The organism is Rathayibacter sp. AY1B5 (genome assembly GCF_002932795.1).
Classification (GTDB): Bacteria; Actinomycetota; Actinomycetes; order Actinomycetales; family Microbacteriaceae; genus Rathayibacter.
The window spans coordinates 85529-101781 of the sequence record NZ_PSWM01000009.1; the positions used below are offsets into that span (position 1 = coordinate 85529).

Here is a 16253-nt window from a genome sequence, read left to right on the forward strand (position 1 = left end):
GCCCGGCCGCCGGCGTGCGGCGACCGGGCAGGGGCGGGAGTCCTCAGCCCCGGCGCGAGACCGACTTCGGCAGCACGAACACCAGCGCGAAGGCGGCGACCGCCATCAGGGTGCTGAGGAGCATCGCGGGAGCCGCGGCGTCGAGGAAGCCCGAGGCGACCGTGTCCGGACCCGTGATGACGAGGCTCCCGAACAGCACGCTGCCGATGACCGCGATGCCGACGGCCGAGCCGATGCGCTGGATCGCCGAGATCACGCCACTGGCCGCGCCCGCGTCCTGCGGGTCGACGGTCGAGACGATGAACTGCACGTTCGGGGCGATGAAGAAGCCGTTGCCCAGGCCCGCGATCAGCAGCGGCGGCAGGAGCTGCCAGTTGCTGATCGAGTCCGGCGTCGCGGTCAGCAGCACCAGCCAGACCCATCCGAGCCCGATGGCGAGCAGGCCGCTGCCCATCACCAGCACGTTGCGGCCCAGGCGCGCGGTCATCCGGTTGCTCTGCGAGGAGCTGATGATGCTGCCGATCGCGAAGGGGATCGACACCAGTCCCGACTCGAGAGCGGTGTGGCCGAGGCCCGACTGCCAGAGCAGCGAGATGGTGAAGAAGATGCTCGTGAAGGCGGCGAAGTAGACCAGCGCGAGGATCACGCCCCCCGTGAAGGCCGGGTGGCGGAACAGCGACGGCGGCACCAGCGGAGCGCGGCCGCGGCGGACGTGGAGGACCTCCCAGGCGCCGAACGCGGCGAGGAGCAGCACTCCGCCGGCGATCGAGAGGAAGGTCCACAGCGGCCAGCCCTCGTCCTCGCCCTGGATGAGCGGGACGAGCAGAGCGACCAGGCCGCCGGAGACGAGCACGAGGCCGAGCCAGTCGACGCCTCCGCTCGGGGCGCGATCGCCTGCCTCGAGGTCGCGGCGGGCGGGGAGGAGGACGGCGGCGGCGATCAGGGTCGCGACGCCGATGGGCAGGTTCACCCAGAAGACCAGGCGCCAGCCGTTCTCGTCGCCGAAGGCCTGGATGATCAGGCCGCCGATGATCGGGCCGAGCGCCGACGAGACGCCGAGGACCGCGCCCATCACCGCGAAGGCCTTGCCCCGCGAGGGACCGCGGAAGAGGAGCTGGATGTAGGCGTTGACCGCCGGGACGAAGACGCCGCCCGCCAGGCCCTGCACGATGCGGGCGATGACGAGCTGGGTGTCGTCCGCGGCCAGTCCGCACGCGAAGCTGGCGACAGTGAACAGGGCGATGCCGCTGACGAAGACCCACTTGTGCCCGAAGCGGTCGCCGAGGCGGCCGGCGGGGATCAGGGCGAGGCCGAACGCGAGGGCGTAGCCGGAGATGATCCAGGAGAGCGTCGACTCGGAGGCGTCGAGCGTGGTGCGGATGGTGGGCAGCGCCACGTTCACGATGGTCGTGTCGAGCAGGGCGATGAACATGCCCGCGAGCAGGACGATCAGCGAGCGCCAGGCGCGCTTGTCGGGGGCGGGAGGGGCGCCGGTCGATCGGGCGGTCGACGTCTCGGTCATCGCAGGAGTGCCTTTCGAGCAGGGGGGGGGAGGGGTGGTCCGTCAGACCTGTTCGAGGGACGCGACCGGATGTGAATGCTCGCAGGAGAAACCGGGTTTCCGCACGCCGGGATCTGTGGGGGCCTTCAGGCGGAGGGCCCGGAGGCGGGGTCTCCCCCCGCCGTCAGCGGAGGCGCGACTCCGCCCGCCGGGCGCAGTCGATGCAGAGCTCGGCCGTGGGCCGGGCTGCGAGGCGTGCGGCTCCGATCGGGCGGCCGCAGGAGGCGCACTCTCCGTAGCCGCCGGTGCCGAGGCGGGCGCGAGCGGCGTCGAGGTCGCGCGCCGTGCGGGCGAGAGCGTCGCGGACTCCGGCCATCCGCGACCACTCGGCCGAGAGCGGCGTGCCCTCCGGGTCGTGCTCGTCGTCGGCGGTGCCGTCGGCGCGGTCGCGCAGGAGCTCGGCCAGCGAGGCCTCGAGCCGGGCCGCCTCGTCGCGCGTCTCGGCCTGCCGCTCGGCCAGCAGCGCGTCGAGGAGGCGCGCCTCGTCCGGATCCATCGGCATCCGACCATGCTGCCACCCACGCGAGCGCCGGGGCATCGTTGTGCGATCCGGCGCTGACCCGGCGGCGGGCGGCGGGGCAGACTAGGGGCATGCCCGTCGTGACCGTGCTCCCCGACCGCCTCGAACTCCGCCTCACCGCGGCCGAGCGACTGCTCGCGTTCCACCGCAGCGACGTCGTCGTCGACCGGTCGAGCATCCGCTCGGCGACGGTCACCGAGGACCCCTGGATCTGGGTGCGGGGCATCCGCGCGCCCGGTACCGCGGTCCCGCTCACGCTCGCGGCCGGGACGTGGAAGTTCCACGGCGGCAAGGACTTCCTGCTGATCAAGCGCACCGCCTCGGCCGTCGTGATCGACCTGGTCGACGAGGACTACTCCCGCCTGATCGTGAGCACCAAGCACGCGCCCGAGCTGATCGCGGCCCTCCAGCTGGGGACGACGACCGCGGCGATCCCCGTGATCGAGACCGACGACCTCGTGATCGTCCCCGAGGTCGCGGAGCAGGCGGAGCGGGCCCAGGCGGCGGCGGCGGAGAAGCGCGCGAAGAAGAAGGCGAAGGCGGCGGAGGCCGCGGCCGTGGCCGCGGAGGCGGCGGGTCCGGCGACGGTGGTCGAGGGCCGGGAGGCGGCGAGCGGCGGGAGCGCGGCGAGTGCGCCGGTCGCGGCTCCGGAGGCGGCCGCCGCCGTGGAGGACGTCGCGGCGCCGACGGAGTCAGCAGCGGGGGCCGCTCCGAAGAACTCGCGGGCTACGCCGAAGGCCGCCCCGAAGACGAGTGCTCGGACGGTGGCGACGACGACGGCCGAGTCCCGGGGATCCGCGCCCGCGGAGGCCGCAGCCTCCGTGCCGACCGGCTCCGCGGTCCCGGCGGAGTCCGCCGGATCGACGACCGCGGAATCGGAGCCCGCCGGGTCGACGCCGACCGGGTCGAAGCCCGTCGAGCCGACCCCCGCGAAGCCTGCTGCGGCCGCGAAGCCAGCGCCGAGGCCCAGGACGTCGGCGAAGCCGCGCGCCGCGCGCCCCGACTCCTCCGTCGGACACGCGTCGGCCGAGCCGAGCGGCGCCACCGAGGCCGCGGAGTAGCGCACCGCCCCACGGGCCGCCGCCGCACAGCCCTCTGCCGCTCAGCCCGCTGCCGCACAGCCCGCTGCTGCGCTGCAGCGCCGCGGAGGCGTCTCCGCCTCCGCGCTCGTGTCGGGGAGGCGCTCGCCTCCGAGGCCGAGCCGTCAGGCGCGGACGTCCACCAGAGTCCGACCGTGCGAGCGGCCGGCGAGCACGTCCTCGGCCGCGTCGATCGCCCCGCCGAGCGGCACCGTCGTCGTCAGCTCGTCGAGCAGCTCCAGGTCGAGGTCGTGGGCGAGGCGGCGCCAGGCCTCCTCGCGGAGCTTGCGCGGCGCCTCCACCGAGTTGATCCCGGCCAGCGTCACTCCGCGCAGGATGAACGGCATCACGCTCACCGGCAGGTCCGGCCCCTGCGCGAGACCGCACGCCGCCACGGTGCCGCCCCACCGCGTCTGCGCGAGAGCGTTCGCGAGCGTGTGCGAGCCCGCGGAGTCCACCGCTCCCGCCCAGCGCTCGGACTGCAGCGGCTTCCCGCCCTCCTTCAGCTCGGCGCGGTCGATGACGTCGGAGGCGCCGAGGCGCTGGAGCAGAGCGCCGTGCTCGCCGAGCCGGCCGGTCGAGGCGACGACCTCGTGGCCCAGGCGCGCCAGGAGCGCGACGGCCAGCGACCCCACGCCTCCCGAGGCTCCCGTCACCAGGACCGGACCGCTGCCCGGCCGCACGCCGTGCCGTTCGAGGGCCAGCACCGCCAGCATCGCCGTGAAGCCCGCGGTGCCGATCGCTCCCGCGCGCGCCGACGAGATCGCCCCGGGCAGCCGCAGCAGCGACGCGGAGTCGACCCGGGCGCGCTCGGCGAGCCCTCCGTCGTGGCGCTCGCCGAGGCCGGCGCCGTTCAGCACGACGCGGTCGCCGGAGTCGAAGCGCTCGCCCGCCTCGCCGTCCGCGTACTCCACGGTGCCGACCAGGTCGATGCCGGCGACGAGCGGGGTGCGGCGCACGATGCCGGGTCTCCCCGCCAGCGCCAGGGCGTCCTTGTAGTTGACGCTCGAGTACTCGACGGCGATCGACACGTCGCCGTGCGAGCGGTCGGGGTCGTCGCGCTCGAGGAGGCGGGCTCGGTCGGGGGTGTCGGTGTCGGAGTCGGAGTGCCGCTCGACGACGATGGCTCGGTACATGGGCCCACGCTACGCCCGCGGGCCCGCGGCCGGGCGGTCAGTTCAGGGGCCGGGTGCCCTCGGGGAGGGATCCGCCGGAGTAGAGGGCGGAGGCCGCGTCCTGGAGCGCCGTCAGGGCGACGCGCTGCGTCCACGGGCCGTAGGAGACGCGGGCCAGCCCGAGCTCCTCGAAGCGGGCGGGGGACTGCGATCCGGGGACGCCGATGACGCTGACGCGCTGCCGCCCGAGGGCGGCGACGAGGGACTCCAGCTCGGCGTCCTGCAGCAGCCCGGGGACGAAGAAGCAGGCGGCGCCGGCGTCGAGGTAGGCGCGGCCGCGCTCGATCGCGTCGGCCAGGACCTCGCGGCGGTCGCGGTCGCCGGCGCGGAGGAACACGTCCGTGCGGGCGTTGAGCGCGAAGGGCACCGCCTCCTCCTCGGCCGCGGCGACGGCCTTCTCGACCGCCCGCAGCGCCTCCGGGAGCGGCTTCGCCTGGTCCTCGAGGTTCGCGCCCACGACGCCGACCTCGATCGCGCGCCGGACGGTCTCGCCCGCGTCTCCGTAGCCCGCCTCGAGGTCCGCCGAGACCGGGACCTCGACGGCGGCGACGATGCGCTCGATCATGCCCAGGTGCAGCTCCAGCGGGATCCGCTCGCCGTCCTCGTAGCCGAACGCCGCCGCGATGGAGTGGCTGGCGGTCGCGAGCGCCCGGGTCTCCGGGAGCGCGGCGATCGTGGTCGCGCTGATCACGTCCCAGACGTTCACCACCTGCAGCAGCTCGGGGGCGGTGTGGAGGTCGACGAGGGTGCGCCCGCGCGCTTCGATGCTCATGGCACGAGCGTAGGGCCCGCGTGCGCGGCGCAGGCCGCCGCATCGCAGTCCGTGCACACCACGAGCTGGGCTCGGCAGGAGAGGTCGGTGCAGTTGCGCATCCGGCTGGTCGGAGCGGCGCACGAGGTGCAGCGGCCGAGCACCTCGGCGTCGGGGGAGAAGGACACGGAGCCGCGGCCGTCGAAGACGTACAGCGCGCCCTTCCACAGCCCGCGGTCGCGCCGCGCCTCGGCGTAGCGGACGACGCCTCCGTCGAGCTGGTACACCTCGCCGAAGCCGCGCGCCGTCATCAGGCTCGACAGCACCTCGCAGCGGATGCCGCCGGTGCAGTAGGTGACGACGGGCCGGCCCTTGAGGTGGTCGTAGACGCCGGCGTCGAGCTGCTCGACGAATTCGCGGGTGCTGCTGACTCCGGGCACGATCGCCCCGTCGAACCGGCCGATCTCGGCCTCGAAAGCGTTGCGGCCGTCGAACAGCACCACGTCGTCGCGCTCGGCCACCAGAGCGTCCAGCTGGTCCGGGTCGAGGCGCGGCGCCGTCCCGACGACCCCGTCGGCGTCCACCCGCAGCTCGTCGGGCGCACCGAACGAGACGATCTCGTCGCGCACCTTCACCGAGAGCCCGGGGAAGTCGAGGCTGCGGCCGTCGTCGTCGAGGCCGGAGCCGTCGCTCCACTTCACCTCGAGGCCTCGGAAGGCGGAGTGCTCGCGGGTGCGGCGGACGTAGCGCTTCAGGGCGTCCATCCCGCCGCCCAGAGTGCCGTTCACCCCGTGCTCCGAGATCAGCAGGCGCCCTCGCAGGCCCAGCGACCCGCACAGCTCGCGCTGCCACAGCCGCACGGATTCGGGGTCGGCCAGCGGCACGAAGCGGTAGAACAGCAGGATCTTCGGCAGCACCGGCACATCCTACGAGGACGTCCGGATCCGGGCGCGGCGTGTGGCAGCATCGTCGGGTGCCCGACGCCTCCGCCCCCGTGCCGCACTCCCGCCTCGAGGACGTCTTCGGCCTCGTCACCGGCGCGTTCGTCGTGTCGCTCGGCCTCTACCTGCTGCGCGCGAGCCAGGCGGTCACGGGCGGCACCGCGGGTCTCGCGCTGCTGCTGGGGTATCCGCTCGACATCCCGTTCGGCGTGATCCTCGTCACGGTCAACGTGCCGTTCCTCGCCCTCTCGCTGTGGAAGAAGGGCTGGCGGTTCACGCTGCGGACCATGTTCTCGATCGTGCTGGTCTCGGTCCTGGCGGGGCTGCACCCGCTGGCGTTCGGCGAGCTGCGGATCGAGCCCGTCTACGGGGTCCTCACGGGCGACGTGCTCGCGGGGATCGGCCTCCTCATCCTCTTCCGGCACGGGTCGAGCCTGGGCGGATTCAGCATCGTCGCCCTGATCGCGCAGGAGCGGCTCGGCTGGCGGGCGGGCTACGTGATGATGGCGCTCGACGCGTGCGTGGTCGCGGCCGCGCTGCTGGTGGTGCCTCCGCTGAACGTGCTGATCTCGGCGGCGGGAGTGGTGGTGCTCAACCTGGTCCTGGCGTTCAACCACCGGCCCGGGCGCTATCTCGGGTCCTGACCCCGTCCGCAAGCCCTTCGGCGTGCGGCGCCGGGTTCCTAGGCTGAGGGCGCGGGCCACCGCCCGCCCTTCCCGAACGGAGAACCGGATGTCCGACTGGACCTACGACCCCTACGCCCGCCTCGGCGAGGTGCCGACCTTCGCGCTCGAGAGCGACGACATCGCCGACGGTGCGCCCCTGTCCGCCCGCCACTACGGCGAGGGCTCCGGCGGCGAGGACGTCTCGCCGCACCTGCGCTGGTCGGGAGCCCCCGCCGAGACGAAGAGCTTCGCCGTGACGGTGTTCGACCCCGACGCGCCCACCGGCTCCGGCTTCTGGCACTGGGCCGTCTACAACCTCCCGGCCGACACCACCGAGCTGCCCACGGGAGCCGGAGCCGCCGGCTTCGAGCTGCTCCCGGCGGGCGCGCAGACGCTGCCCAACGAGATGCGGCTGCGCCAGTTCGTCGGAGCGGCGCCGCCGGACCGCGAGCACCGCTACTTCTTCGTGGTGCACGCCCTCGATGTCGACTCGCTCGACCTCGACCCGGAGTCGACGTCGGCGATCCTCGGCTTCAACGCCCACTTCCACACTCTCGCGCGGGCGCAGATCGTCGCCACAGCGACCCCGGACGGCGCGAAGGGCTGACGGCCGCGCGCCGGAACGCGGGCTGCGGGTCCGGCGCGCTGGTCGGTGCGGTGTGCAGGCTCCGGTTCGATCTGCAGGCTCCGGTGCGATGTGCAGGAGCAATCTGCAGGTCTGGGTGCGGTGTGCAGGTGCGATCTGCAGGCCCGGGTGCGGTGTGCAGGTGCGATCTGCAGGCCCGGGTGCGGTGTGCAGGCCTGGGTGCGGTGTGCAGGTGCGGTCTGCAGGCCTGGGTGCGGTGTGCAGGCCTGGGTGCGGTGTGCAGGCCTGGGTGCGGTGTGCAGGTGCGATCTGCAGGAGATCCTGCATCCGACCGACGAGTCACGCGGAGGAGAACGCTCTCACCGGCCGGAGTCCTGCAGATCGCGCAGGTGCCTGCAGATCGCGCAGGTGCCTGCAGATCGCGCAGGTGCCTGCAGATCGCGCAGGTGCCTGCAGATCGCGCAGGTGCCTGCAGATCGGACAGACCACGGACAGCCCCCGCCCGGGCGGCTACCCGAAGAGGGTGCGCGCCTCCTCGTAGCGGGCGTCGGGCACCGTCTTGAGGGTGCCGAGCGCCTCGGCGAAGCCCACGTGGTAGATGTCGGTGCCGCGCAGGGCGACCATGCGGCCCCAGTGCTCGGCGACGACGGAGTCGATGGCGGCCATGCCCAGGCGGGTCGCGAGGACGCGGTCGAACGCGGTGGGCGTTCCTCCGCGCTGGATGTGGCCGAGCGTCGTGGCGCGGGTCTCGATCCCGGTGCGCTCCTCGATGAGCGGGGCCAGCAGCTCGCCGATGCCGCCGAGGCGGGGCCGGCCGAAGGCGTCGAGGCCGCGCTCGGAGTGGGCGTCGTCCATCGTGTCGAGCGAGAAGCCCTCGGCGACCACGACGAGCGGTGCGCGCCCGCGGTCCTGCGCGCTCTGCACCCACTCGACGATCTGGTCGAGGGAGGTGCGCTTCTCCGGGATGAGGATCACGTGGGCGCCCGCGGCCATGCCGGAGTGCAGGGCGATCCAGCCGACGTGGCGGCCCATGACCTCGGCGACCATGCAGCGGCCGTGCGAGTCGCCGGTGGTGCGGAGGCGGTCCATCGCGTCGGTCGCGATGCCGACGGCGGTGTCGAAGCCGAAGGTGTAGTCGGTGGCGCCGAGGTCGTTGTCGATGGTCTTCGGGACGCCGACGATCTTGAGGCCCGCGTCCGTGAGGCGCTTGGCCGCTGCCAGGGTGCCCTCGCCGCCGATCGCGATGATCGAGTCGATGCCGTTGCGGTCCATCATCTCGGCGATCTTCTCGGGTCCGCCGTTCTCGCCCTCGAAGGGGTTCGTCCGGCTGGTGCCGATGATCGTGCCGCCCTGCTTGGCGATGCCCTGGATCTCGGGGCGGCCCAGCGGCAGGAGGTCGCCGTCGACCACTCCCCGCCAGCCGTTCCGGAAGCCCACGAACTCCTGGTCGTAGACCTTGATGCCCTTGTAGACGGCACCGCGGATGACGGCGTTGAGGCCGGGGCAGTCGCCGCCGGAGGTCAGGATCCCGATCTTCACCCGCTCAGGTTAGAGGACCCGGTGAGCGGATGTGCACGCAGACGTCGACGGGCCCCTCCTCGCCGCCTCGAGGAAGGGCCCGTCGTCGTGCTCGGTGCTGGTGGGACTAGGTCGTGACGAGCTCGCCGTTGACGCCGCGGGGGAAGAATCCGCCGGTGCGCGTTCCGGCCGCGGGGTTCAGGTACACGATGTTGAGGACCTGGCCCGGGGTGCGGCTGAACGCGATCGAGCTGCCGTCGGTCGGGACGATGTTCGCCTGGCCGTTGACCTTGACGCCCTGGTCGAGGTCGGTCTTGCCGTCGAGGCTGTCGCGAGCGTCGGAGAGCTTGTTCGCCGAGTCGGACAGGTCGGCGGCGTAGATCGCCGAGCGGATCGCGCCCGCGTGGTACGCCTCCACCGCGAGGATGCCGGCGGCCGCGTCGAGGTAGGTCTTCGACTGGATGAGGGGGGCGGCGCCCTTGTAGGCGGTCACTCCCACGTCCTCGAAGACGAAGGCGCCGAGCAGGAAGTTCGACTCGCTCGCGAACGGGTCGAACGACTGACCGGCCTTGATCAGCCCCGCCGCGACAGCGGCGGAGTTGAAGCTGTCCTTGAGGTTGATCGCCGGGCGGGCCACCTTCGCGGTGCCCAGCGCGGCCCGCAGGAACTGCACGTGGGCCTTCTCGTCGTTCGCGACCTCGGTGGCGAAGCTCTTGAGCCACGGGGTCTTGAAGTCGACGGGGCGGCCGCCGATGACGCCGCCGGGCGTGCCCTTGCCGGTCACGTCCGAGCCGCCGAGGCCGGTGCCGTAGACGGCGCGGAGGTAGAACTCGGCCTCGAGGTACTCGAGGTTGAGGGCGAAGTTGAGGATCGAGGCGTCGCTGGGGCCGCTGGCAGCGACCTCCTCGGCGGAGGCGGTGGGCGCGGCGAGGGCCGCGGCTCCGATGCCGAGGCCGGCGACGCCGGTGGCCTCGAAGAAGCGGCGACGGTCGAGAGCGGTCTCAGAGCTCTTGACGATCGCGTTGCGGATGAAGGTCGTGTCGAACATGTGCGCATCTCCAGTGATTGGCGGGTGCCGGGCGGCTGGAGCGCCGCCGCGACAGCGCGAAGCTACGCCCGGGAGCGACCTGCTGACCAGTGGAAACGGAGGATCGGATCCGCGCATGTGTTCACGCGGTCTGGACCAATCCGCCGGGCGTGTCGCTCCGAACACGTCGTGGATGGGGGTTCTGCGGGGAAGGGTCCGCTCCGGTGTCGGAGCCGCCGGTTAGCATCGCTGCGTGTCGATCCCCGCCCCCGCTCCCGAGCCCTCCTGGGCGACGGTCTACGCGCCGTCGGAGCCGGTGAGCCTCGCGCTCACCCTCCGCACGCTGCTGCGCGGCTCGGGCGACCCGACCATGCTCCTCGACGCGTCCGGCTTCTGGCGGGCGTTCCGCACCCCGCTCGGCCCGGGCACCCTGCACCTGCGGCAGGCGGCGGACGGCGCGGTGCACGCGCGCGCCTGGGGCGGGGGAGCGGAGTGGCTGATCGACGCGGTCCCCGAGCTCCTCGGCCACGGCGACGACTGGAGCGGGCTCGACCTGACTGCCCACGCTCCGCTCGCCGAGGTGCTCCGCCGCTCGTCGGGCCTGCGCCTCACGCGCGCGAACCTGGTGTTCGAGATGCTCGCGCCGTCGGTCCTCGAGCAGAAGGTCACCAGCACGGAGGCGTGGCGCGCCTACCGGGTGCTGGTGCGCCTCCACGGGGAGCCCGCCCCGGGGCCGGCCGCCCTGCACGTGGCACCGAGCGCGGAGCAGTGGCGGCGCGTGCCGTCGTGGGACTGGCACCGCGCGGGAGTGGATCCGCGGCGCTCGCGGACCGTCCTCACCGCCGCGCTCGTCGCCTCCGGCCTCGAGCGGACCCTCGCGCTCGGGCGGGGCGGCGCCGAGGTCGCCCGCCGGCTGCAGTCGGTGCCGGGGATCGGGCCGTGGACGGCCTCCGAGGTGATGATGCGCGCCCACGGCGATCCGGACGCGGTCAGCGTGGGCGACTACCACCTCGCCGCGGCCGTCGGCTTCGCTCTCACGGGCCGGCTCGGGGTCGACGACGACGGGATGCTCGAGCTCCTCGAGCCGTGGCGCGGGCACCGGCAGCGGGTCATCCGGCTGATCGGCTGCAGCGGAGCGAAGAAGCCGCGGCACGGCCCGCGGATGACCATCCAGGACCATCGCCGGCACTGATCCCCTCCTCCACAGGGGCGGCTCGCCGGCGAGTCGGCGCGACCACCGCGTCACGCCGCGTCCGGGCGGCGGGTCGGGCTTAGCCTCGGAGGATGCAGCAGTCGACGACCCCAGGTGTGCCCGGCAGCGACCCGGAGCGAGAGCCCGACGACGCGGCCGTGCGGAGCGGGGTCGACGCGACCGTCGAGGGTCGGACGCCGGGAGACGCGGCGGAGGGCGGCGCGGAGCCGGACGACGAGGTCGAGGCCGATGGCTCCGGGAGCGGGGCCGAGGTCGAGCCGGCGCCGGAGTCCGCGTCCGTGGACGTGGACGAGGACGAGGACGTGTCTCAGGCCGCGCAGGAGCCCGACGCTGAGGACGAGCCCGACGCTGAGGACGAGGCCGACGCTGAGGACGAGGCCGTGCGCGAGCCCGACGCCGCGTCGGAGCCGGAGCTCGCGGCATCCGCCGCCGCCGAGCCCGAGGTCGACGACCGCCCGATGATCGAGCGCGTCGAGTCCCTGGTCCGCCGCTGGATCGCGCGCAGCGGCGAGTTCCCGGTCGAGCCCGCCGCCCAGCGGCTCGCGGGCGTGCTCCAGGATCCGAACGGCCTCGATTTCACCGTCGGGTTCGTCGACGGCGTCGCCCGGCCCGAGGACCTCTCGGTCGCGGCCGAGAACCTCGCGGCGCTCACCGCGAAGACGCCCGCCTTCCTCCCCTCCTACCTGCGCGCCGCGATCAGCACCGGCGGCGCCGTCGGCCCCGTGCTGCCCTGGGTGGTCGTGCCCGCGGCCCGCCGGGTCCTCCGCCGCCTCGTCGGGCACCTCGTGGTCGACGCCTCGGAGGCCCGTCTCGGCGCGGCCGTCGCCGCGCTGCGCGAGGGCGGCGACCGGCTCAACCTCAATCTCCTCGGCGAGGCCGTGCTCGGCGAGCGCGAGGCCCGGCGGCGCCTCGAGGGGACCCTCCGCCTCCTCGAGCGGCCGGACGTCGACTACGTCAGCGTCAAGGTCTCGAGCGTCGTCAGCCAGCTGTCGATGTGGGCCTTCGACGAGGAGGTCGACCGCGTCGTGGAGCGTCTCACCCCGCTCTACCAGGCGGCCGCGTCCGGCGCCGACCCCACCTTCATCAACCTCGACATGGAGGAGTACCGCGACCTGGACCTGACGGTCGCCGTGTTCCGGCGCCTCCTCGAGCAGCCGGGCATGCTCGACCTCGAGGCGGGCATCGTCCTGCAGGCGTACCTGCCCGACTCCGTCCGCGTGCTCGACGAGCTGACCGAGTGGGCGCAGGAGCGCCGGGCTCGCGGCGGAGCGCCGATCAAGGTGCGCGTCGTGAAGGGCGCCAACCTCGCGATGGAGCGGGTCGACGCGGCCCTGCACGACTGGCCGCTGGCGACCGTCGGCAGCAAGGCGGAGGCCGACACGAACTACAAGCGCCTGCTCGACCGGGCGCTGCGGCCGGAGCGCGTCGACGCGGTGCGCGTGGGCGTCGCCGGGCACAACCTCTTCGACCTCGCCTGGGCGTGGCTCACGGCGACCGAGCGCGGGGTGACCGGCGCGGTCGAGATCGAGATGCTGCTCGGGATGGCGACCGGGCAGGCGCGCGCCGTCCGCGAGGACGTCGGACGCCTCCTCCTCTACACGCCCGTCGTGCACCCGCACGAGTTCGACGTGGCGATCTCGTACCTCATCCGTCGGCTCGAGGAGAACAGGAGCCCCGAGAACTTCCTCTCGGCCGCGTTCCGCCTCGACGACGAGGAGGTGCTGCAGCGCGAGCTGGGACGCTTCCGCGCCTCGCTCGAGCCCCTCGACGACTCCGTCCCGCCGCCGAACCGCACGCAGGACCGCCTGCGGGAGTGGTCCTCCGGCTCCGGCCGCCGCCTCGTGCAGGAGCACGCCCGCGCCGGCGAGCGGGCGCAGGACCCGGCCGCCGCGGGCCTGACGCAGGCCGTCCTCGGCCTCAGCCGCGGCTCCGGCGCCGCCGCCGCGACCGCGGGCTTCCACAACGAGCCCGACACCGATCCCGCCCTCCCCGGCAACCGCCGCTGGGCGCGCCTGATCACCGAGCGCATCGCCGGCTCGACCATCGGAGCGGGCACGGCCGACGCCGCGCGCGTGAGCACCGAGGCGGAGCTCCAGGAGGTGCTGCGCGCGGTGTCCCGCCGCGCCGAGCGCTGGGGCGAGCGCCTGGGCTACGACCGCGCCGCCGTGCTCGACCGCGCCGGCCTCGTGCTCGCCGCGAACCGCGACCGCCTGATCGAGGTGATGGCCTCCGAAACCGGCAAGACGATCGCCGAGGCCGACCCCGAGGTCTCCGAGGCCATCGACTTCGCCCACTACTACGCCACCCGCGCCCGCGAGCTCGACGCCGTCACCGGGGCCACCTTCGTCCCCGCGCGGGTCACCGTCGTCGCTCCGCCGTGGAACTTCCCGGTCGCCATCCCGGCCGGATCGATCCTCGCGGCGCTCGCCGCCGGCTCCGGAGTCGTGGTGAAGCCGGCTCCCCAGGCGCGCCGCTCGGCGGCCGTGCTCGTCGAGGCGCTCTGGGACGCGGGCGTCCCGCAGGAGCTCCTCGCCCTGGTCGACCTCGACGAGGAGGAGCTGGGACGGGCGCTGATCACCGACCCCCTCGTGGACCGCGTGCTGCTCACCGGCTCCTACGAGACCGCCCGCCTCTTCCGCTCCTGGCGGCCCGGCCTCGCACTGCAGGCCGAGACCAGCGGCAAGAACGCGATCATCGTCACCCCCCACGCCGATTACGACCTCGCCGTCGCCGACATCGTCCGCAGCGCCTTCGGGCACGCCGGCCAGAAGTGCTCCGCCGCCTCCCTGGTGATCCTGGTCGGCTCGGTCGCCCGCTCCAAGCGCTTCCGCGCCCAGCTGGTCGACGCCGTCACGTCACTCCGCGTCGGCCGGCCCGACGACCCGTCGGCGGTGATGGGGCCGCTCATCGAGGAGCCCACCGGCAAGCTCCTGCACGCGCTCACCACGCTGGGAGGGGGCGAGTCGTGGCTCGTCGAGCCCCAGCGCCTCGACGAGAGCGGCACGCTGTGGTCGCCCGGGATCCGCGAGGGCGTCACCGAGGACAGCTACGTCCACCTCACCGAGTTCTTCGGCCCCGTGCTCGGGATCATGCACGCGGCGACCCTCGAAGACGCTGTCCGGATGCAGAACGGCACCGAGTACGGGCTCACGGCCGGGCTCCACTCCCTGCACGCCGACGAGCTCGCCCTCTGGATCGACTCGGTCGAGGCGGGCAACCTCTACGTCAACCGGGGCATCACCGGAGCCATCGTCCGGCGCCAGCCCTTCGGCGGCTGGAAGCGCTCGTCCGTCGGCGGCGGCGCGAAGGCCGGCGGACCGAACCACCTCATCGGCCTCGGCTCCTGGAAGCCCTCGCCCGCGCGCTCCTCCTCGACGCTGCACCTGCGCGGCCTCGACGACCGCGCGCGCCAGTTCATCGAGGCGGCCCAGTCCTCGCTCCGGTTCGAGCAGTTCGACCTGCTCCGCCGCTCCGCCCTCTCCGACCAGCTCGCCTGGGCGACGGAGTTCGGGGTGGTGACCGACATCTCGAAGGTCGGCGTCGAGCGCAACCTGTTCCGCTACCTCCGCGTGCCGATCGCGCTGCGTCTGGCCGACGGCGGCGACCTCGGAGAGCTCCTCCGCGTCATCGCCGCGGGCCTGCTGACCCGCTCCCGGATGGACATCTCCACGTCCGTCCCGCTCCCCCCGCGGGTCCAGGAGATGCTCGGCGGCGACGAGCTCGCCGAGATGGCGGGGCTCGTCCCGCGCATCGTCGTCGAGACCGACGCCCAATGGCTCGAGCGCGCCGCGGCCGGCCGCATCACGGCCCCGCGCATCCGCATCATCGGCGACATCGTCTCCGACCGCGTCGACGGCTACGCGGGCCCGCAGGCCCCCGGCAGCCCGTCGCACGGACAGCAGGCCGTCGTCCGCCGATCGTCCGACTCGACCGGCTCCTTCACCGACGTCGTCGCCGGCATGACCCGCGGCAGCACGGGCACGCCGGTCCCGCTCACCCGCGCTGACGGATCCCGCGTCCCCCTCGCGACCGCTCTCGCCGACGCCCTCGGAGGCGCCCTCGACACCGCCGTCTACGCAGACCCGGTCACCCCCGCCGGCCGCGTCGAACTGCTGCCCTTCCTCCGCGAGCAGGCGATCTCGATCACGAACCACCGCTTCGGCAACCCGATCGATCTGAGCGACGACGTGCTGTAGTCCGTTCCACGCCGGTCCTTGCCCGGCGTGGCGCGGTCGGCTTCGCGACGGGGTGCGTTCTGCGGAGCGGGGTGCGTTCGGCTACGGCGATCCGCTGGGACGCGGATCGGCGGTTCGCCTCGCGGGTGGTGCTCGCGGGGGCGGTGTGGACGGGCGTGGCGCGGTCGGCTTCGCGACGGGGTGCGTTCTGCAGAGCGGGGTGCGGACGGCTACGGCGATCCGCTGGGACGCGGATCGGCGGTTCGCCTTGAGGGTGGTGCTCGCGGGGGCGGTGTGGACGGGCGTGGCGCGGTCGGCTTCGCGACGGGGTGCGTTCTGCGGAGCGGGGTGCGTTCGGCTACGGCGATCCGCTGGGACGCGGATCGGCGGTTCGCCTCGGAGATGGCTGCTGCTGCGGCGGCGGCGGCGCTGATCGGATGCACGTCGCCGCCGGGTGGCGCGGGGGAGAGGGACTTACTTGTCGCGGCAAGTAGTGGGTAGTGTGGGGGGATGAGTGCGCCCGAGACACGCTGGCTGACGCCCGATCAGCTCGACGCCTGGCTGCGTTTCATCGCGGTCGTGGAACTGCTGCCGGGCGCCCTCGACACGCAGCTGCAGCGCGACGCCGGGCTCACGCACTTCGAGTACCTGACGCTGGCGATGCTGTCCGAGGCACCCGACCGCGCCCTCCGGATGACCACGCTCGCCGCCCGCACCAACGCGACGCTGCCCCGGCTCTCGCACGTGGTGACCCGCCTCGTCGCCCGCGGCTACCTCGAGCGCCGCCCCTGCGCCTCCGACGGCCGCGCGACGAACGCGGTGCTCACCGACGCCGGCCTCCAGAAGATCGTCGACACGGCGCCCGGCCACGTCGCGACCGTGCTGGCCGACGTCATCGACCCGCTCGACGCCGAGCAGATCCCGCAGCTGGCCGACATCATGTCGCGCATGCTCGCCCGGCTCGACCCCGAGGGCAGGATGACGGTCGACGCCGTGCGCTCCTCGCTCGGAGACCCCGACACCCGCTCCTGCTGAGCGCGCC

Annotated in this window: 13 protein-coding genes; 6 read left to right on the plus strand and 7 right to left on the minus strand. The window is 73.7% G+C overall.

Features of this window, described 5'->3' with window-relative positions; translation table 11 throughout:
- Positions 1 to 43: 43 nt before the first annotated feature.
- Positions 44 to 1522, minus strand: coding sequence for an MFS transporter (locus C5D44_RS08105; RefSeq protein WP_104233092.1), 1479 nt, complete (start codon positions 1520 to 1522; stop codon positions 44 to 46).
- Positions 1523 to 1685: 163 nt separating this feature from the next.
- Positions 1686 to 2063: a TraR/DksA family transcriptional regulator gene (locus C5D44_RS08110; protein WP_258065263.1), complete on the minus strand. Its 378-nt coding sequence runs from the start codon at positions 2061 to 2063 to the stop codon at positions 1686 to 1688.
- 89 nt (positions 2064 to 2152) lie between these two features.
- Between C5D44_RS08110 and C5D44_RS18470 the strand changes: the two genes are divergently transcribed.
- Entirely contained in the window at positions 2153 to 3142 is a 990-nt protein-coding gene (locus tag C5D44_RS18470; protein ID WP_258067914.1) for a hypothetical protein, read from the plus strand.
- A 143-nt stretch (positions 3143 to 3285) separates the two neighbouring features.
- Here C5D44_RS18470 and C5D44_RS08120 read toward each other — a convergent pair whose 3' ends face one another.
- Genes C5D44_RS08120 through C5D44_RS08130 form a run of 3 tightly spaced genes read right to left on the minus strand, consistent with a single transcriptional unit; the run spans position 3286 to position 6003 of the window.
- The gene (locus tag C5D44_RS08120; protein WP_104281355.1) at positions 3286 to 4296 is read right to left on the minus strand and encodes an MDR family oxidoreductase; all 1011 of its coding nucleotides are present in this window, start codon (positions 4294 to 4296) and stop codon (positions 3286 to 3288) included.
- 37 nt (positions 4297 to 4333) lie between these two features.
- Positions 4334 to 5107, minus strand: a complete 774-nt coding sequence (locus C5D44_RS08125) for an isocitrate lyase/phosphoenolpyruvate mutase family protein (RefSeq protein ID WP_104276221.1) — start codon at positions 5105 to 5107, stop codon at positions 4334 to 4336.
- Complete coding sequence (locus C5D44_RS08130; RefSeq protein WP_104276220.1) at positions 5104 to 6003, minus strand: rhodanese-related sulfurtransferase; 900 nt, start codon at positions 6001 to 6003, stop codon at positions 5104 to 5106. The genes C5D44_RS08125 and C5D44_RS08130 overlap by 4 nt, the downstream gene beginning before the upstream one ends.
- 56 nt (positions 6004 to 6059) lie before the next feature.
- Here C5D44_RS08130 and C5D44_RS08135 point away from each other — a divergent pair, with 56 nt between their 5' ends.
- Positions 6060 to 6671 (plus strand): YitT family protein, encoded by a 612-nt coding sequence (locus C5D44_RS08135; protein WP_244230588.1) that lies wholly within the window; start codon positions 6060 to 6062, stop codon positions 6669 to 6671.
- Between the two features lie 88 nt (positions 6672 to 6759).
- A complete protein-coding gene (locus C5D44_RS08140) occupies positions 6760 to 7299 on the plus strand; it encodes a YbhB/YbcL family Raf kinase inhibitor-like protein (RefSeq protein ID WP_104281356.1) in 540 nt (179 codons plus the stop codon).
- 489 nt (positions 7300 to 7788) lie between these two features.
- On the opposite strand, the gene C5D44_RS08145 is transcribed toward C5D44_RS08140, so the two are convergent.
- A complete protein-coding gene (locus C5D44_RS08145; protein ID WP_104276218.1) occupies positions 7789 to 8817 on the minus strand; it encodes a 6-phosphofructokinase in 1029 nt (342 codons plus the stop codon).
- A 106-nt stretch (positions 8818 to 8923) separates the two neighbouring features.
- Entirely contained in the window at positions 8924 to 9844 is a 921-nt protein-coding gene (locus C5D44_RS08150; RefSeq protein ID WP_104222865.1) for a ferritin-like domain-containing protein, read from the minus strand.
- A gap of 232 nt (positions 9845 to 10076) precedes the next feature.
- Here C5D44_RS08150 and C5D44_RS08155 point away from each other — a divergent pair, with 232 nt between their 5' ends.
- The 3 genes from C5D44_RS08155 to C5D44_RS08165 all read left to right on the plus strand — a co-directional run bounded on the left by C5D44_RS08155 (position 10077) and on the right by C5D44_RS08165 (position 16246).
- On the plus strand, positions 10077 to 11015 hold the full coding sequence (locus tag C5D44_RS08155) for a DNA-3-methyladenine glycosylase (protein WP_258067915.1): 939 nt from the start codon (positions 10077 to 10079) through the stop codon (positions 11013 to 11015).
- Between the two features lie 479 nt (positions 11016 to 11494).
- The gene (locus C5D44_RS08160) at positions 11495 to 15232 is read left to right on the plus strand and encodes a proline dehydrogenase family protein (protein WP_104281372.1); all 3738 of its coding nucleotides are present in this window, start codon (positions 11495 to 11497) and stop codon (positions 15230 to 15232) included.
- A 489-nt stretch (positions 15233 to 15721) separates the two neighbouring features.
- Positions 15722 to 16246 (plus strand): MarR family winged helix-turn-helix transcriptional regulator, encoded by a 525-nt coding sequence (locus C5D44_RS08165; protein ID WP_104233099.1) that lies wholly within the window; start codon positions 15722 to 15724, stop codon positions 16244 to 16246.
- Positions 16247 to 16253 lie beyond the last annotated feature (7 nt).